Below are 17,013 nucleotides of genomic sequence, written 5' to 3'. Positions count from 1 at the left end.
TCCGGGGCGACACTCGCGGCGGAGCACGACCATGGTCCCCTCGGACGCTTCTGATCCCCCGATGCCAGGGCCCCCAACGGGCACGATCAGTGGCAGCTTCCTCGGGGACGATGCCGCGCGCCTGTTCGATGCGCTCGGCGATCCGGTCTATGTCCATGACCAGACGGGACGCTTCCTGGCGGTCAACGAAGCGGCCTGTGCCGCGCTCGGGTACAGCCGCGACGAATTCCTGACCCTGCGCGTCAGCGATGTCGAAACCGCGATCCCCCCCGAGACCGCAAGGGCGATGTGGGAGCGCCTCAAGACCGAGGGCGTCCCGCTCAATGCGCACGGCCGGCATCTTCGCAAGGACGGGTCTTTTGTTGATGTCGAACTGCGCGGCACGCACATGGTGCGGGACGGCCGCGACCTGTTCGTGATCCTGGCCCGCGACGTCACCGCCCAGCGGCAGGCGCAGGAGGTCCTGCGCGACAGCGAGGCCCACTTCCGTACCCTGATCGAACTCAGCCCGTTCGGCATCGCCGTGACGCTGAAGGACGGGCGGGTGCTGATGGCCAACCGGCGGCTCGCCGACCTCCTGGGCCAGACCACGTCCGCCCTGAAGGGAACGACGATCAACGACCTGTATGTCGACCCGCAGGAGCGGGCGCGGATGCTGGAGTTGTACGCCTTCCGGGGTCGCGTCCTGGAGCACGAGGTCCGCCTGCGCACGCGCGACCCCGACACGGGTGCGGACACCGCCCGCTGGTTCCTGGTGTCCTGGCAGCCGACACGGTTCGAGGGCCAGACGGCCATCGTCAGCTGGTTCCAGGACGTGAACCACCGCCACCTCGCCCAGAGCGAGATGAGCGACCTTCACGCCGAATTGCAGTACCGCATCGAGGAACGGACCCGCGAACTGGGCGTCGAGATCACCGAGCGCCGCTACGCCGAGGCGGCCTTGAAGGAGACCAACGAGTTCCTTGAACAGCAGGTGGAGGAACGCACCCGCTATCTCAAACGCGAGATCGAGCAACGCCGCCGCGCCGAACAGGAGCGGGAAAAGACCGAAATGGAGCTGCTCGACATCATCCAGACCGCGCCCATCGCCATGGGAATCGCCGCCCAGGACGGCCGGTTCCTGTTCTGGAATCCGATGTTTTACAAGTTGGGGCGTCAGAACCTTGACGATCGTGGCAAGTACAACTTCAGCCTCGACTGCTCGGACCCGGACCTCGTTCAGGCTTTGCAGAAACAGGCCATCGCCGGCAAGCTCGTGGAGCATGTCGAGGCCCATGTGCGCACCGGCAACGGCGATGCCCGCTGGGTGCTGGTCTCCATGCGCCGGCTGACGTTCGAGGGGCAGGCGGCGATCCTGACCTGGGTTTTCGACATCACCGACATGAAGGAACAGGCCGAGGCCCTGGAAGAGGCCCGCCAGGCGGCCGAGGACAGCGCGCGCGCCAAGTCGGTCTTCCTGGCCACCATGAGCCACGAGATCCGCACGCCCATGAACGGCGTCATCACCATGGCCGAAATGCTGGGCCAGACGCGACTGGACGCCGAACAGCGGCACATGCTGGACGTGGTGACGGAAAGCGCCAACGCGCTGGTGACCATCATCGACGAGATCCTGGACTTCTCAAAGATCGAGGCGGGCCGCGTCACCCTGGAGACGGTCAGCCTGTCCCTGACCCAGGTGGTCGAACGGGTCGCCGACCTGCTGGCCCCCAAGGCCGCCGCCAAGGGCCTGGACCTGATCTGCCGCCCCACACAGGACAGTCACGACCATTACGGCGGTGATCCCCACCGGTTGCGGCAGATCCTGATCAACCTGGCCGGAAACGCCATCAAGTTCACCGAGCACGGCCATGTGACGCTCTCCGTCAGCCGCATCGACGCGGCCCCCCGCGACAGCGACAACGCCGACGCGCCGCACGGGATCCGCTTCGAGGTCACGGACACCGGCATCGGCATGACGGATCAGCAGATGGCCGGCCTGTTCAAGCCGTTCTCGCAGGCCGACCACACGACCCAGCGACGCTTCGGCGGGACCGGCCTGGGGTTGTCCATCTGCCGCACGCTGGTCGACCTGATGGGCGGCCGCATCGGCGTGCACAGCACACCCGGAAAGGGATCAACCTTCTGGTTCGAGGTACCGCTCACTCCCCGGCCGGAGCGGCGCGACCTGAGCCCGCCGCCGATCCAGGGCGCGCGCGCGGTCGTGGTCAGCGACAGCGGCACGGCGCGCGACCACTTCGGCGGCATTCTCGACTGGGCCGGCGCCGAGGCCATCCCGGCCGACACGACCGACGCCCTGAAGGCCGCCCTCATGCTCGCCCTGGTGCGGGATCAGCCGGTGGACGCCGTGATTCTCGACCGCCGCGTGGAGGACGCGCCGGCCCTCCGCCTGGTCGACGACATCCTGCGCATCGGCGCGGCGAATCCACCCCGGATCCTGGCGGTCGTTCCGCGCGGCAGCAGCGAGACCAGCCGCGCCGCAGAAAGGCCCGGCGTCAGCGCCGTCATCGGCTGGCCGGTGCATGGGTATGAGGTGGCCTTCGCCCTGGCCGTGGCCCTGGGCCGCCTGGCCCCAGACGCCCAGAGCCCATGGCGCCGCCGCCTGTCCGACCGCCCGATCACCGGCACCACGGGAACCTACCAGGCCCCTGACCGGGCCACGGCGGAACGTGAAGACTGCCTCGTCCTGGTGGCCGAGGACAATCCCACCAACCAGACGGTCATCCGCATGTTGCTGGATCGACTGGGCCTGGTGGCGGACTACGCCGTCAATGGGGTCGAGGCCCTGGCTCTGTTCAAGGGCCGATCGTACGGCCTGGTCATCACAGACTGCCACATGCCGGAGATGGACGGGTACGAGTTGACGGAACGCATCCGGCGTCGCGAAGGGGAGGCGGCGGGCGCGCGGCACACCCCGATCATCGCCCTGACGGCGGATGCCATCGCCGGCACCGCCCAGGCCTGCCTGGAGCGGGGCATGGACGACTACCTGACCAAGCCGGTGGCCGTCGCCGATCTCGATGCCGCCATCACGCGGTGGCTGCCTCGCGCGCTGGATCTGCGCCACATCAAGGTGCCCGGGATGGCGGCCGACCCACCCTCCGAGGCGCCTCCCAGCGATCCCGGCGCCACGTCATCCAGTGCCCCCGCGCCCGACGTGGACTTGGTTCCGGACGCGCCGGTGCTGGACACCACCTATATGGCGGACCTGGTGGGTGGGGACACGGCCGTTCTCAAGGGGCTGTTGGCCGAGTTCCTCGAGTCCACCCAGGGCGATCTGCGGGAAACCGTGGCCGCGCTGGACGACGGCCGCCTGGAGGCGGCGCGCAAGGCGGCTCACACCGTCTCGGGCGCGGCCCGCTCGGCCGGGGCGCTACGCCTGGGCACTCTGTGCAAGCAGGTCGAACAGGCGCTCTTTCACGGCGACACGAAGACGCCGAAGGCCCTGCGCGACAGCCTTGAACCGGCGTTCCGAGAGGTCGAGGCGGCCATCCAGGCCCTGGACGGCTGAACGCCAAAGCGGATGGCCGTTGCACAGGATGGACGTTGCACAACTGTATCCGAAAGGATACGCTGAAGGCCATGTGCACGAACCTCCGCACGGACGCCTTCGACGCGGCCGACTATCTGACCGATGACGAGACCATCGCGGCCTACCTGACCGCTGCCCTGGAGGACCCCGATCCGGACGCCTTCCTGGCCGCCGTGAAGGACATCGCCCGCGCCCGGGGCATGGCGCAACTGGCCCGCGACACCGGGCTGGGCCGGGAAAGCCTCTACAAGGCGCTGTCCCCGGGGGCCAAGCCGCGCTTTGAGACCGTGGTCAAGGTGGCCCATGCCCTCGGCGTCCGGCTGGAGGCGAAGCCCCTACATCCGGCGTGAAAGGACGGCCGACGTCTGTCCGAATGGGATGCATCCCCTCCTGTGCACCGCCAGCAGAAGGCCTAGCCCATTGAAGACCCTAACGTGTCGACACCAGAAAGCGTGTCTGGGGGATGGTGCCCGGGGCGAGACTCGAACTCGCATGGTGTTACCACCGCCGGATTTTGAGTCCGGTGCGTCTACCAATTCCGCCACCCGGGCCGGGCGACAAGGTCGTCCGGAGGTTATTGCAGGGCCGCCGCCGGCCGTCAATGGCGCGCGGAGCGGCTCGTCAGTTCACCTCGGTCAGTTCACCTTGGTCGGTTCGCAGAACTGGCCGGCGCCCCGCAACTGGTCGCACAAGCGCGCCGTGCCGCCCGGGATCTCCACCGGGCCGGCCTTCAGGCGGATGAACTCGCCCTTGTCGGGGATGGTCACCCGTTCGAAGGTCGGCATCATGCCGCGCATCAGGCCGGCATAGCGCGCGCTGAGCGCCGCCCAGCCGGCCTGGGCGCTCTGCAAGGTGCGGTACGAGGCCAAATGGACGTGGTTGCCGTCAGGCTGGGACGCGGCGGCATCACTGCGGGCGCCGGTGACGCCGGAAAAGCGTTGCGTGGCCGGGTCCTCGGCATTGGCCGTCGGCGGCCCGGCGGTCACGCCCGGTTGGGTCGGCACCGGCAGCAGCGGACGCGGCCCGTCGGCGGAGTCCTCGCTCGCGTCGTCGGTGTGCCCTTCGTCCTTGGCGGGGTCGTCCATCCCGCCGTGTCCGCCCGGCGCTGGCGGCGGCACGGCCGCCGTGGCCGCCTGCCCGTGCTGCCGCGCCAGGGCGTTCAAGGCCGCGCGTTCGGCATCGTACTCGGCGTTCGTGATCAGACCGCGCCGCAAGGCGTCCTCCAGCCGGCGGGCCATGCGGGCGACATCACGGGCGTTGCGCGGCCGCATGTCCGCGGTTTCGTGGGTCACCGGCTCGGCGGGCAGCAGGGCATCAAGGATCGCCCGGCGCTCGGCGGCGTGCTGGCTGGCGGAGATGGCACCGCTCTCGAACGTGCCGGCCAAATCCCGCAGGCGGCCCACGACGGCCGTCGCGCGCGGCGCCGGCCGTGTCAGGCCGGCCGCCGGCGGCTCCTGCGTGAGCGGCAGGAGGGCGCCCAGATTCTCGCGCCGCCGCTTGGCGTATTCCGTATCGGTGATGAGGCCCTGGTCGAACAGCCGTTCAAGCGTTTCGAAGCGGCCGGAGACGTTCTGCCACGCCTCGTCCCGCGCGGTGGGGGCGGTATTCGTCTGCGGGTCCGGCGTCTCCATCGCCGTCGGGCCGGTGACGCCGGGCACGCGGGCGAAGCCGGGCCCGACTGGTGTCGGCGGCAAACGAGAGAGGCGGTCAGCCGCGATCTCGACAACCGGGCGCGGCGCGGAGTCCATGTCCATCGGCGTCGGATCAATGGTCGCGTCGGGCTCAAGCCGCAGGATGGTTTCGTACGCCTCGCGCGCCACGGCCGGTTGACCGGCCTGCTCGGCCATCATGCCCCGGATCAGAAGGGCGTGGGGATCGGCGGGATTGGCGGCCAGGGCGCGCGCCGTCCACGCCTCGGCATCGCCGACCCGGCCCCGGGCCAGGGCGGCCAGCGCCGAGTCGACGGCTGGGGTCGGCCGATTCATGACCTCCACCATGCCGCCCTCGCCGACCGCGCAACCGCCGAGCAGAAGGGCGCCCGTCAGGCCCAGCGCGGGAAGGCCCAAAGTGGCAAGATGGTGTGTTCGTTTTGGCTTGCGACCCTGAACCGGGTGTGCATCACGGGTTTGCGGCATGGTGGCCTCTCTGTTGTCCCCTCTGCGGCGAAGCCAGGATGCGGCGTCAGAGCCCGGCGCGAACCGAACTCTCCCCCGACCAACGCCAGCCTGGGCCACAACACTACAACTCTACTTTAATATAATCTGTTAAAATCCCGCAATCAATAACGTTTTCGTCCAGCAATTCGCAACGCGAACGAATCGCGTTGGAATGTGGGGGAAGAGGCAGCAAGGCAAAATGGGCTGGTGAGTCTAAAGTATCACAGGCAGTGGGTTTTGTCGGAAGAGACACGAAATGTAGGCGGTAGGGATTGATTGTAGGGTCTTGGGAGCAACTCTCTGTTGGCATGAGCGTGCTGGAGAGCCTCATTGGAGAGGTGCGGTCTGTCTGCGCCGGCCTTCAGGACCGCCGGGTCGGGCCAAAGGCGGCGCATGGCTATGCGATGGCCGACATCGGTCTGGCGGCGTTCTCGCTCTTCTGGGCGCAAGGGCTGTACTCGGCGCTGGCCATGGGTGCCCTTCTCGGGCTGGCGATGATCGTCTCGGGCGGACTGTACGAGGCCGTCGGAGGGTTGGCGTTCCTGCTGGGAACGGGGCTGTGCGCCGGGTCGGTGGTGGCGGGGCTGGTTTTGGTAAGGCGGTGGGATGGTCAGGCGTTGTGGACGTGAAATACCGCCCCGGCACCGGACACCCCACGTTTCCACGGGTCCGTTCGTCCGGCGTCGGGAGGAAAAACTCACCCCAGCCCTCCCCATTTCATCTATCAGATTCACGCATCTTTACTCTTTCTCGTCATTGCGAGGAGCGAAGCCCAAATTAAAGAAATGGGGCAATCCAGGGCGGATACTTGTGTTTTACGCCCTGGATTGCTTCACCCTCGTCTTGCGACGAGGGTTCGCAATGACGGATCATTTTCCGACGGGGCAGTCAACCCCAGCTTGGCGGGAAAAGAAGTGTGAATATGATAGCCCATTTCATGGGGAGGGAGTCCGGCCGGCATGTACCGCTCGAACACCTCCCCCATTTATGGGGGAGGGCGGGAGGGGGTTCAGGCGGGAGGAAACCTCCCGCCCGACAAACGTACTATGGTCCGGGACTATTCCATCGCCTGCACGATTTCCTCGGTCATCTTCTTGGCGTCGCCGAAGAGCATCATCGTGTTATCCTTGAAGAACAGCGGGTTCTGCACGCCAGCATAGCCTGACGCCATCGAGCGCTTGACGAACAGCACCGTCCCGGCGTTCTCCACATCCAGCACCGGCATCCCGTAGATCGGGCTGGCCGGATCGGTCTTGGCCGACGGGTTGGTGACGTCGTTGGCGCCGATGACATAGGCCACATCGGCGGTCGTGAACTCTGAGTTGATGTCCTCCAGCTCGAACACCTCGTCATAGGGCACGTTCGCCTCGGCCAGCAGCACGTTCATGTGCCCTGGCATCCGGCCGGCCACCGGGTGGATGGCGTACTTCACGTCGATGCCCTCGGCCTTCAGCTTGTCGGCCATCTCGCGCAGGGCGTGCTGGGCCTGGGCCACCGCCATGCCGTAGCCCGGCACGATGATGACCTTGGAGGCGTTCTTCATGATGAAGCTGGCGTCGTCGGCGCTGCCCGGCTTGACCGCCTTGTCGCCGTCCGACCCGGCCGCCGCCGTGACACCCTCGCCGCCGAAGCCGCCCAGGATGACGTTGAAGATCGACCGGTTCATGCCCTTACACATGATGTACGACAGGATGGCACCGGACGAGCCGACCAAGGCGCCGGCCACGATCAACAGCGGGTTGCCCAGCGTGAAGCCAATGCCGGCCGCCGCCCAGCCCGAGTAGCTGTTGAGCATGGAGATCACCACCGGCATGTCGGCGCCGCCGATGGGGATGATGATCAAGAAGCCGAGGATGAAGGCCAGCGCGGTCAACAGGCCGAAGACGACGTAGCTCTCGGTGATACAGAAGATCACCAGCAGCACCACGATGGCGATGCCCAGCGCGGCGTTGAGCTGGTGCTGGCCCTTGAACACCACCGGCGAGCCCGAGACCAAGCCCTGCAGCTTGGCGAAGGCCACCACCGAACCCGAGAACGTAATGGCACCGATGGCCAGGCCCAGCGACATCTCGACCATGCTGGACACCGGAATGGAGCCGACGGCGCCGATGCCGTAGTTCTCCGGCGTCAGCAGCGCGGCCCAGGCCACCAGCACGGCGGCCATACCCACCAGCGAGTGGAACGCCGCCACCAGCTGCGGCAGCGCCGTCATGTACACCTTGCGCGCCACCACGGCGCCGATACCGCCGCCGATGGCCACCGCCAGCGCCATGGGCAGGTAGTTGACCACGTTGGGAGAAACCAGCGTCGTCAGCACGGCGATGCCCATGCCGATCATGCCGAACAGGTTGCCCTGCCGCGCGCTGGTGGGTGAGGACAGGCCCCTGAGCGCCAGGATGAAGCACACCGCGGCGACCAGATAGGCCAGCATTGTCAGACCCGAGGTCATGTCTCGCCCTCCCTAGCTCTTTTTCTTCTTGAACATGGCGAGCATTCGCTCGGTGACGATGAAGCCGCCGAAGATGTTGATCGACGCCAACAGCACGGCGACAAGCCCCAGCCAGCTCGCGCTGGTGAACTCGGCCGGGCCGGCGGCGATCAGGGCGCCGACGATGATCACCGACGAAATGGCGTTGGTCACGCCCATCAAGGGCGAGTGCAGCGCCGGGGTCACACTCCAGACGACATAAAAGCCGATGAAGCAGGCCAGCACGAAGACGGTGAACAGCCACCAGAACTCGCCGGCATGGCTGGCGGCGCCGGCGGCGCCCATCGCCGAGCCGGCAACCTGCTCGGCCAGGCCGCGCGCCTGTTCGGCCAGCGTGCCGGCCTGTTCGGCCAGCGCCTCGGCCTGGGACGCGATGGTCTCGGATTGATTGGCCATGGTGTCCCTCTCCTAGTTCGAGCCTTCGACGAGCTTCGGGTGCACGACCTTGCCGTCGTGGGTGACGCAGGTCCCTTTCACCGTCTCATCCTCCCAGTTCAGTTTGAGGCTCTTGGCCTCCTTGTCGAACTGGGGCGTCAGGAAGTTCAGCAGGTTCTTGGCGAACAGCGGGCTGGCGTCGGCCGCCACCCGGCTGGGCAGGTTGGGGTAGCCGAGGATCTTGACCCCCTCGACCTCGATCGCCTTGCCGAGTTCGGACAGCTCGCAGTTGCCGCCGGTCTCGACCGCCATGTCGACGATCACCGAGCCCTTTTTCATGCTCTTGACCTGCTCGGCGGTGACCAGCTTGGGGGCCGGCCGGCCGGGGATCAGGGCGGTGGTGATGACGATGTCGGTCTTCTTGAGGTGCTCGGAGACGATCTGCTTCTGCTTCTCGAAGTATTCCGGCGGCATCTCCTTGGCGTATCCGCCCTCGGTCTCCGCCTGCTTCTCCATCTCCTCGTCGACGGTGACGAACTTGCCGCCCAGGCTTTCCACCTGCTCGCGGGTGGCCGGACGCACGTCGGTGGCCAACACCACCGCGCCCATGCGCTTGGCGGTGGCGACGGCCTGAAGGCCGGCCACGCCGGCACCGAACACCAGCACGCGAGCCGGCGGCACCGTACCGGCGGCCGTCATCATCATGGGAAAAGCGCGGGAGAAGGCGTTGGCCGCCTCGATCACCGCCTTATAACCGCCCAGGTTGGCCTGTGAAGAGAGAATGTCCATCGACTGCGCCCGGCTGATGCGCGGCATCAGTTCCATGGCGAAGGCCGCCACGCCGGCCGAGGCCAGGGCGTCGACCATCCCTTTTTCGGTGAGCGCATTCAAATGGCACATCAGCGTCGCACCGCGTTTCATCAGGGCGATCTCGTCCGTGCCCTCGTCGGCGGTCATCGGCCGTTGAACCTTCCACACGAGGTCGGCGTCGCCCAACGCGGCCTTGGCGTCCGGGGCGATGGTGGCGCCCACGTCCTGGAGCATGGCGTCGGTGACGTCGGCGCCGAGCCCGGCGCCGGTCTCCACCACCACCTCGACGCCAAGCCCGACCAGCTTCTTGGCGACCTCGGGCGAGATCGCCACGCGCGCCTCGTCGGGGCGGCGTTCTTTTGGTACGGCGAGTTTCATGGATTGGGACCCTCGATCGATCAACGAATGACGGGTTTCTGCGAACCGGATGCCGCAACCCCACACGGATATTGGACCGGCCCGGGATTTCGGCAACGCGTCGTGCGGCGGCGCGGGCTCGCACGCCGCCGCGACGGGAGGGACGATCCGTCCCGAAGTGCGGGGACCCTAGCCGATCGGACGAGCCAAGGCCACCGTTTCGCATCACAGGATCGAGGTGAAGCGCGCGCAGGGCGCCTGCGGGTGGGGATGGCCGCCAGGGTGTTCGCGGCGTTGATGGCCGCCCTGGTCGCCGTGGCGCCGCCGGCTCCGGCCTCGGCCGCCGCGCCGCGGGAGCAGCACCTGCTGTACCAGGCGCGCTTTCTGGGCCTGCCGGTGGGTGACGTGGCGGTGCGGATCGTCGAGACGGCGGACCGCTACCAGGTCACGCTCAACGCCCGCGCCACCGGGTTGTTCTGGGCCTTCCGGGGCATCCGCGCGCACCGCGCCGCCAACGGCCGGATCACCGAAGACGGGTCGCTGGAGCCCGCCGCCTACCGCCGTGCCTATCGCGAATGGGACAAGCAGGGCGAGGTGCGCGTCGCCTACGACCGGCCGGACGGCATCCCCAAGGGGTTCAAGAACGGCGAACCGGTCGATCGCATGGAGCCGGATTTGCGCGCCGGCACGCTTGACCCGTTGTCGGCCCTCATGAGCGTGCGCCGGCGGGTGGCCACGCTGTCCGACCAGGGCAGCGCCGACCCGGCCGAGATGGTGGTGCCCGTGTTTGACGGCAAACTGCGGTACGATGCCCACATCCGCGTCGCCCCGCCGGAGACCATTACCGCCGCCGGTCAGCCGTGGCGGGCGCGGGTCGTGACGGTGAGGTTCGAGCCGCTGGGCGGATTCAGCGAGAACCACGCCGCCGAGTGGCGCGAGGGTGGCCTGCGGATCGCGGTCACAGACCACGACTTGGCCATCCCGCTGCGAATCGAGGTCGACCAGGGCTGGGGCCTGTTCGATCTGGTCTATGTGGGCCGCTGCGGCGTGGTCGAAACGCCGTGCCCGGACAACGAGGTAGATCCGCTGGAGCACCCTAAGCCGTGACGCTGGCGTGCCTGGTCTATCCAGTCTACCCAGGCGCATCCGGCCCCAAACCGACGACAAGATCGGGACGCTTCGCCAGTTTCGCCAACGTATTCAGGACATGGTTCTGAAACCGGCTGGAGGCCATGTGGACGATGCCCTTCTCCTGCGATTCGAGACGGGGAAAGAAGGCCTTGGTGACGGGCACAAAGGCCACCTTCCGGGCATCCAGAACAAAGCCTTTTTGGTTCATGGCCTGGGCCGTACCATGGTCCACTGGGACGACCCCAAGAGGGAGGCGTGCGTCCGGCTCCCATGGGACCGTGGTTGTATAAAGGGCCATCACTGTAAGGTGGACGTTACCCCGAATCCGGCCGACCTCGGCGATGTAGGCGATGCGCTCCTTCGGTCCAGGGCGCACGGGGTCTTCCATGTAGGGAAACTGGCACCACACAAACTGGCCAGGCCGGAACGGTGGCTCCATCAACGCCCACTGGCGTCAAGAACGGCGGAAACGATGTCGGCCCGTCGGTTTCGCTCGTCCTCGGTCTCGCCGGTGATGGTCACTGGCACGAAGTCGCGAACGTCGGCGGGGGCGATCACAACGAGATCCGGGTCGGCTGCTGCTGGCTGGAGGTCACGGCGCATCAACGTTTCGACATAGTTCGTCAGCGTCCGGTTGTCGCCGGCCGCTTTGAGTCGTGCTGCCTTCAAAACGTCAGGGTCCAGACGCATGGTCACGGATTGGCGCATGGGATACCCCTCGATGAAATCGCGCACCCCAATGTACATACATCGCGGTGCGCTGCCAATCCCATCTTCGGCTGTTTGGGCCGGACGGACCTCCACCCTAAGCCGTGACGCTGGCGTCCAGGGCGTAGCCGGCGGCGCGCACGGTGCGGATCAGGTCCACCTCGCCCTCGGTGTTCAGGGCCTTGCGCAGGCGGCGGATATGCACGTCCACCGTGCGTGGCTCGACGTAGATGTCCGGACCCCAGACGGCATTCAGCAGCGCCTCGCGCGAGAACACGCTGCCCGGGTTCTGCATCAGGAAGCGCAGCAGGCGGAACTCGGTCGGCCCCAGGTGGACATGCCGCCCCGCGCGGGTCACCCGGTGGGCGCCCAGGTCCATGGTCACCGTGTCGTATTCCAGTACGCCCTTGGGCTGCGACGGCTGCACCCGGCGCAAATGCGCCTTCACCCGGGCCAGCAATTCCGGCACCGAGAACGGCTTGGTAATGTAGTCATCGGCGCCGGTGTTCAGGCCGCGCACCTTGTCGGCCTCCTCGCCGCGCGCCGTCAGCATGACGATCGGCACCTCGCGCACGCCCGGTTTGCGGCGCAGTTGGCGGCAGACCTCGATGCCCGACAGCGCCGGCAGCATCCAGTCCAGCAGCACCAGATCCGGGTTGCTTTCGGCGAAGACGGTCAGGGCTTCCTCGCCGTCCATGGCCTCGCAGACCCGGTAGCCTTCCTTCTCAAGGTTGTAGCGAAGGACCGTGACCAGGGCGGCCTCGTCCTCGACGATCATCACCAGCGGCTTCATGGTCTCCATGGTCTCCACCACTCGCTCACGCCATAGGGGCTGACCCGACCGTCGGGTCAATGGTTTGCCCTGCTCCCTTCGGCCGCGCGTCCTTCAGCGGCCGCCCCTGCACCAGGTAGTAAATGGTTTCGGCGATGTTGGTCGCGTGGTCACCGATGCGCTCGATGTTCTTGGCGATGAACATCAGATGCGTGCAGGCGGTGATGTTGCGCGGGTCCTCCATCATGTACGTCACCAATTCGCGGAACAGACTGGTGTGGAGTTCGTCCACCTCCTCGTCGCGCCGCCAGACGGCGATGGCCCGTTCGACATCGCGTTCCACATACGCGTCGAGCACGTCCTTGACGATCTCTTGCGCCAGCCGGGCCATGCGCGGCATGGCCGCGACGGTACGCACGGGCGGCGCCTGGTTGACCACCATGGTCCGCTTGGCGACGTTGGCGCCGTAATCGCCGATGCGTTCCAGGTCCCCGGCGATGCGCAAGGCCGACACGATGTGGCGCAGGTCCTGGGCCACCGGCTGGCGCAGCGCCAGGAGCCGCACGGCCATGTCCTGGATTTCCTGCTCCAGGGCATCGACCTTGGCGTCCCCGGCCACCACGTCCGCCGCCATCTGGCTGTCGCGCCGGACGAGCGCCTGCATGGCGGCCGCCAGTTGCGCCTCCACCAAGCCACCGGCGCGCACGACCGTATTCGCCAACTTGAGGAGTTCGGCGTCGAAGGATCGGACCGTATGGTCTTCCCTGTCCGCTCCCACCGTTTCCATCCTTCGAACCGCGTGCGAGGGGGCCGCCTCAGCCGAAGCGGCCGGTGATGTAGCCCTGAGTCAGCTTGTGCTCGGGATTCGTGAAGATCGTTTCGGTATCGCCCATCTCGACCAGGTTGCCAAGATGGAAGAACGCCGTGCGCTGCGAGACGCGCGCCGCCTGCTGCATCGAGTGTGTCACAATGACGATGGTGTAGTTCTCGCGCAACTCGTCGATCAGTTCCTCGATCTTGGCCGTGGCGATGGGGTCCAGCGCCGAGCACGGCTCGTCCATCAGGATCACCTCGGGGCTGACCGCGATGGCCCGGGCGATGCACAGACGCTGCTGCTGACCGCCGGACAGGCCGGTGCCGGGCGTATCGAGGCGATCCTTCACCTCGCCCAGCAGGCCGGCGCGCTCCAGGCTGGTGTGAACGATCTCGTCAAGTTCGTCCTTGTGCGCGACCAGACCGTGAATGCGCGGGCCGTAGGCCACGTTCTCGAAAATCGACTTCGGGAACGGGTTGGGCTTCTGGAACACCATCCCGACGCGGGCGCGCAACTGGACGACATCGACCCTGCGGTCATAAATGTCCTCGCCGTCGAGGCGGATATCGCCCGTGACCCGGCAGATATCGATGATGTCGTTCATGCGGTTCAGCGCCCGCAGGAACGTCGACTTGCCGCAGCCCGACGGACCGATGAAGGCGGTCACCTCGTTGGGCGCGATGTCCAGGCTGACGTTCTTGATGGCCTGCTTGTCGCCGTAGTACACGTTGGCATTGCGCGCCGCCACCTTGACGTTTCCGTCCACCATCGGCTTGCCGGCCGTGGTCTCCGGATAGGCGTGCTCCTGCTCGGACTCGTTCCGCTGCTCGGTCATGGCTCTTACCACCGTCGTTCGAAGCGTTTGCGCAGCAGCACCGCCGCCGCGTTCATCAGGATGAGGAAGCCCAAAAGGCACATGATCGCCGCCGAGGTCCGTTCGGTGAAGCCGCGTTCCGGACTGTCGGACCACAGATAGATCTGCACCGGCAAGGCCGTCGCCGCGTCCAGCGGCGAGGACGGGATGTCCACCACGAAAGCCACCATGCCGATCATCAGCAGCGGCGCGGTTTCGCCCAGCGCCTGGGCCATGCCGATGATGGTGCCGGTCAACATGCCGGGCATGGCCAGCGGCAGCACGTGATGCGTGATGGTCTGCAGCTTGGAGGCGCCGACGCCCAGCGCCGCCTCGCGGATCGACGGCGGCACCGACTTCAACGCGGCACGGCTGGCGATGATGATGGTCGGCAGCGTCATCAAGGTCAGCACCAGACCACCCACCACCGGCGCCGAGCGCGGCAGACCGAAGAACTGCAGGAACACGGCCAGACCCAGCAGACCGAACACGATCGAGGGCACGGCCGCCAGGTTGTTGATGTTGACCTCGATGATATCGGTCCAACGGTTCTTCGGCGCGAATTCTTCCAGATAGACGGCCGCCGCCACGCCAACCGGGAACGACAGGGCCAGTGTCACCATCAGCGTGAAGATGGAACCCACGGCCGCGCCCCAGATACCCGCCAGTTCCGGCTGGCGGCTATCGCCATTGGTGAAGAACCAGATATTGAAGCTCGCCTCGACCTCTCCCTGTCGGATGAGCTGCTGGAGATACCCAGCCTGCTTTTCGGTGATCAGGCGCTCGTCGGGCGGCAGTGACCAGGGGATGTCCGTGCTGCGCTCCTCGATCACATCGAAATTCACGTCGGGGTCGATGTTGCCCTTGAGAACCTGGTCGAAATCCGAGGCCAGCGGCACGCGCACGCTGACGCGTTGCCCGACCAGGTCCGGATTGTCCAGAACCTTGTCACGGAGAACGAAGTTGGCACCCGGGCTGATCAGGGCGCGGACGGCACTGCGGTCCTGCCGGCTGGTGGCCTCGGGAAACAGCGAGTACAGCGCGTCCTTGATGGCCGACTGGTAGTCCGCCTTTGCCAGCACCTCCGGGTCGCGGTTGCCGTCCGGATCAATGTCCTGCGGATACAGGGTCACGTCCAGACGGACGGTGTACTGCCAGAAGGCCGTGTACCCGGTGCCGATGATGGTGGCGAACAGGGTCACCAGCATGGCCATCGCCAGGACGATGGCGATGACGCCGTAGGACTGGAAGCGCTTCTCGGCGGCGTAGCGCCGGCTCAGCGTGGCCTGCATCTTTTCCATGGAGGTCGACGTCGACCCGGCTTTCTTCGTCATGGATTTCTTTCGCTCCCGGTTGGACGGGGTCAAAGGGAGGCGGCGCGCGCCCCGATCATCTTGGTCCCATCGAAGCCGGCCGCGGCGGCGCGGGTTCCACGGCCGGCCCCGCCCCTATTCGTACTGTTCGCGGTAGCGGCGCACGACGTGCAGCGCGATGATGTTGAGGACCAGGGTCATGACGAACAGCATCAGGCCCAGCGCGAAGGCGGCCAGGGTCTTGGGACTGTCGAACTCCTGGTCGCCCACCAGCAGGGTCACGATCTGCACCGTGACGGTCGTGACGGCCTCCAGCGGGTTGGCCGTGAGGTTGGACCCCAGCCCGGCGGCCATCACCACGATCATCGTTTCGCCGATGGCCCGGCTAACGGCCAGCAGGACGCCGCCGATAATGCCCGGCAGGGCGGCCGGCAGAATGACGCGGCGAATCGTTTCCGAGCGCGTGGCGCCAAGGCCGAACGACCCCTCGCGCATCGACTGCGGCACGGCCGTAATGACATCGTCGCTCAACGAGCTGACGAACGGAATGATCATGATGCCCATCACGGACCCGGCGGCCAACGCGCTCTCCGACGAGACGTCAAGGCCGATGCTGTTACCGAGATCGCGGAAGAACGGCGCCACCGTCAGGGCCGCGAAGAAGCCGTAGACCACGGTCGGAATGCCGGCCAGGATCTCCAGCAGCGGCTTGACGACCGCGCGCACCCTGGCATGGGCATATTCGGCCATGTAGATGGCCGACAACAGGCCGATGGGCACCGCCACGCACATGGCGATGAACGAGATCAACAGCGTGCCGGTGAACAACGGAACAGCGCCGAAGGTCCCTTCCGACGCGACCTGTCCCTCGCGAATGGCGATCTGCGGGCTCCAGTGCAGGCCGAACAGGAACTCCGTAATGGGAATCTTGGCGAAGAACCGCAGGGCCTCGAACAGCAGGGACAACACGATACCCAGGGTGGTCAGGATGGCCACCGTCGAGCAGATGATCATGAACCACTTGACCGCCTGTTCGACATGGTTGCGCGCCCGCATTCCGGGGGCGATGCGGCTCCAGGCGAAGCCGGCGCCGGCGCCGGTCAGGCCCACGCAGGCCGCGAACATGAGGTAGTAGCTGGTCTGGCGATAGCTGGAATAGTAGTCCGCAACCTCCTGGATGAACGCCGCGTGCCCAGCCGAGGCGGTGCCGGAGGCCATGTTGCGGATTTCCGTCTGCAACAGCTGGAACTGGTCGGTGGACAGCTCATCGAGCTTGATCGTCGTCGCCTCCTGCGACAGGCCCAGCAACAGGGACAGCTTGGACTGCCGGATTTCCTCCATGTTGCCCGGCTCGGAGATGTGGGCCTGGAAGTAGTCCAGGGCGGCATTCATCGCCAGCACGGGCTCGAAGGGAACCCAAAGCGCCAGGAGGATCAACGAGGGCACGGCGGCCCATAGGGCGACGAAATGCCCGTGATAACCGGGAAGGGAATGCAGGCTCCTGCTTTCGCCGCCACTCTTCACGACCGCGCGTTGGCGCCCCAGAAAGAAGCCGACCAGCGCCAGCACGAGAATCACACCGATGACCAGCAAGATATTCATTGACGACTTCCCGTTTCCCGGATCGCGGTCCGATGAGCGTCCGCAGCGCCAAACCGCGCGCAGTCAGGCGAGGTCGAGCCGTGCGGTGTGCCTTGACGTGAA

Annotated in this window: 15 protein-coding genes and 1 tRNA gene; 4 read left to right on the top strand and 12 right to left on the bottom strand. The window is 66.6% G+C overall.

What is annotated here, in order from left to right; genetic code table 11:
- Window positions 1-61 precede the first annotated feature (61 nt).
- A complete protein-coding gene (locus tag Q0309_RS11180; protein WP_299440615.1) occupies window positions 62-3,511 on the top strand; it encodes a PAS domain S-box protein in 3,450 nt (1,149 codons plus the stop codon).
- 71 nt (window positions 3,512-3,582) lie between these two features.
- Window positions 3,583-3,882: an addiction module antidote protein gene (locus Q0309_RS11175; protein WP_299440612.1), complete on the top strand. Its 300-nt coding sequence runs from the start codon at window positions 3,583-3,585 to the stop codon at window positions 3,880-3,882.
- A gap of 114 nt (window positions 3,883-3,996) precedes the next feature.
- Here Q0309_RS11175 and Q0309_RS11170 read toward each other — a convergent pair.
- Window positions 3,997-4,083: transfer RNA gene (locus tag Q0309_RS11170), tRNA-Leu, on the bottom strand.
- 84 nt (window positions 4,084-4,167) lie between these two features.
- Window positions 4,168-5,667: an SHOCT domain-containing protein gene (locus Q0309_RS11165; RefSeq protein ID WP_299440609.1), complete on the bottom strand. Its 1,500-nt coding sequence runs from the start codon at window positions 5,665-5,667 to the stop codon at window positions 4,168-4,170.
- A 329-nt stretch (window positions 5,668-5,996) separates the two neighbouring features.
- On the opposite strand from Q0309_RS11165, the gene Q0309_RS11160 reads away from it, so the two are divergent.
- The gene (locus tag Q0309_RS11160) at window positions 5,997-6,317 is read left to right on the top strand and encodes a hypothetical protein (protein ID WP_299440606.1); all 321 of its coding nucleotides are present in this window, start codon (window positions 5,997-5,999) and stop codon (window positions 6,315-6,317) included.
- A gap of 428 nt (window positions 6,318-6,745) precedes the next feature.
- On the opposite strand, the gene Q0309_RS11155 is transcribed toward Q0309_RS11160, so the two are convergent.
- Genes Q0309_RS11155 through Q0309_RS11145 form a run of 3 tightly spaced genes read right to left on the bottom strand, consistent with a single transcriptional unit; the run spans window position 6,746 to window position 9,739 of the window.
- Window positions 6,746-8,137 (bottom strand): NAD(P)(+) transhydrogenase (Re/Si-specific) subunit beta, encoded by a 1,392-nt coding sequence (locus Q0309_RS11155; protein ID WP_299440603.1) that lies wholly within the window; start codon window positions 8,135-8,137, stop codon window positions 6,746-6,748.
- 12 nt (window positions 8,138-8,149) lie between these two features.
- Window positions 8,150-8,572, bottom strand: a complete 423-nt coding sequence (locus Q0309_RS11150; protein ID WP_299440600.1) for an NAD(P) transhydrogenase subunit alpha — start codon at window positions 8,570-8,572, stop codon at window positions 8,150-8,152.
- A 12-nt stretch (window positions 8,573-8,584) separates the two neighbouring features.
- Window positions 8,585-9,739, bottom strand: coding sequence for a Re/Si-specific NAD(P)(+) transhydrogenase subunit alpha (locus Q0309_RS11145; protein WP_299440597.1), 1,155 nt, complete (start codon window positions 9,737-9,739; stop codon window positions 8,585-8,587).
- Window positions 9,740-9,988: 249 nt separating this feature from the next.
- On the opposite strand from Q0309_RS11145, the gene Q0309_RS11140 reads away from it, so the two are divergent.
- A complete protein-coding gene (locus Q0309_RS11140) occupies window positions 9,989-10,825 on the top strand; it encodes a DUF3108 domain-containing protein (RefSeq protein ID WP_299440593.1) in 837 nt (278 codons plus the stop codon).
- 25 nt (window positions 10,826-10,850) lie between these two features.
- On the opposite strand, the gene Q0309_RS11135 is transcribed toward Q0309_RS11140, so the two are convergent.
- The 7 genes from Q0309_RS11135 to pstC form a co-directional block, all read right to left on the bottom strand.
- On the bottom strand, window positions 10,851-11,237 hold the full coding sequence (locus tag Q0309_RS11135; protein WP_299440590.1) for a hypothetical protein: 387 nt from the start codon (window positions 11,235-11,237) through the stop codon (window positions 10,851-10,853).
- Between the two features lie 50 nt (window positions 11,238-11,287).
- Complete coding sequence (locus tag Q0309_RS11130; protein WP_299440587.1) at window positions 11,288-11,557, bottom strand: hypothetical protein; 270 nt, start codon at window positions 11,555-11,557, stop codon at window positions 11,288-11,290.
- 97 nt (window positions 11,558-11,654) lie between these two features.
- Window positions 11,655-12,350 carry a phosphate regulon transcriptional regulator PhoB gene (gene phoB / locus Q0309_RS11125; protein WP_299440766.1) on the bottom strand — a complete coding sequence of 232 codons (696 nt, stop codon included), beginning with the start codon at window positions 12,348-12,350 and terminating at the stop codon, window positions 11,655-11,657.
- Between the two features lie 25 nt (window positions 12,351-12,375).
- Window positions 12,376-13,107 (bottom strand): phosphate signaling complex protein PhoU, encoded by a 732-nt coding sequence (gene phoU, locus Q0309_RS11120; protein WP_299440584.1) that lies wholly within the window; start codon window positions 13,105-13,107, stop codon window positions 12,376-12,378.
- Window positions 13,108-13,144: 37 nt separating this feature from the next.
- A complete protein-coding gene (gene pstB / locus Q0309_RS11115) occupies window positions 13,145-13,912 on the bottom strand; it encodes a phosphate ABC transporter ATP-binding protein PstB (protein ID WP_299440763.1) in 768 nt (255 codons plus the stop codon).
- A gap of 71 nt (window positions 13,913-13,983) precedes the next feature.
- Window positions 13,984-15,330: a phosphate ABC transporter permease PstA gene (gene pstA / locus Q0309_RS11110; protein ID WP_299440581.1), complete on the bottom strand. Its 1,347-nt coding sequence runs from the start codon at window positions 15,328-15,330 to the stop codon at window positions 13,984-13,986.
- Window positions 15,331-15,444: 114 nt separating this feature from the next.
- Window positions 15,445-16,911: a phosphate ABC transporter permease subunit PstC gene (gene pstC, locus Q0309_RS11105; RefSeq protein WP_299440578.1), complete on the bottom strand. Its 1,467-nt coding sequence runs from the start codon at window positions 16,909-16,911 to the stop codon at window positions 15,445-15,447.
- Window positions 16,912-17,013 lie beyond the last annotated feature (102 nt).

The sequence above is a fragment of the uncultured Rhodospira sp. genome, assembly GCF_937138205.1.
GTDB lineage: Bacteria > Pseudomonadota > Alphaproteobacteria > Rhodospirillales > Rhodospirillaceae > Rhodospira.
This window is presented reverse-complemented; position numbering and strand designations above follow the sequence as displayed.

Bases quoted from the DNA above. Each gene is read 5' to 3' on its own strand.
- Q0309_RS11180 (WP_299440615.1), top strand. From the start codon at position 62: ATGCCAGGGCCCCCAACGGGCACGATCAGTGGCAGCTTCCTCGGGGAC.
- Q0309_RS11175 (WP_299440612.1), top strand. From the start codon at position 3,583: ATGTGCACGAACCTCCGCACGGACGCCTTCGACGCGGCCGACTATCTG.
- Q0309_RS11165 (WP_299440609.1), bottom strand. From the start codon at position 5,667: ATGCCGCAAACCCGTGATGCACACCCGGTTCAGGGTCGCAAGCCAAAA.
- Q0309_RS11160 (WP_299440606.1), top strand. From the start codon at position 5,997: ATGAGCGTGCTGGAGAGCCTCATTGGAGAGGTGCGGTCTGTCTGCGCC.
- Q0309_RS11155 (WP_299440603.1), bottom strand. From the start codon at position 8,137: ATGACCTCGGGTCTGACAATGCTGGCCTATCTGGTCGCCGCGGTGTGC.
- Q0309_RS11150 (WP_299440600.1), bottom strand. From the start codon at position 8,572: ATGGCCAATCAATCCGAGACCATCGCGTCCCAGGCCGAGGCGCTGGCC.
- Q0309_RS11145 (WP_299440597.1), bottom strand. From the start codon at position 9,739: ATGAAACTCGCCGTACCAAAAGAACGCCGCCCCGACGAGGCGCGCGTG.
- Q0309_RS11140 (WP_299440593.1), top strand. From the start codon at position 9,989: ATGGCCGCCAGGGTGTTCGCGGCGTTGATGGCCGCCCTGGTCGCCGTG.
- Q0309_RS11135 (WP_299440590.1), bottom strand. From the start codon at position 11,237: ATGGAAGACCCCGTGCGCCCTGGACCGAAGGAGCGCATCGCCTACATC.
- Q0309_RS11130 (WP_299440587.1), bottom strand. From the start codon at position 11,557: ATGCGCCAATCCGTGACCATGCGTCTGGACCCTGACGTTTTGAAGGCA.
- phoB (WP_299440766.1), bottom strand. From the start codon at position 12,350: ATGAAGCCGCTGGTGATGATCGTCGAGGACGAGGCCGCCCTGGTCACG.
- pstB (WP_299440763.1), bottom strand. From the start codon at position 13,912: ATGGTGGACGGAAACGTCAAGGTGGCGGCGCGCAATGCCAACGTGTAC.
- pstA (WP_299440581.1), bottom strand. From the start codon at position 15,330: ATGACGAAGAAAGCCGGGTCGACGTCGACCTCCATGGAAAAGATGCAG.
- pstC (WP_299440578.1), bottom strand. From the start codon at position 16,911: ATGAATATCTTGCTGGTCATCGGTGTGATTCTCGTGCTGGCGCTGGTC.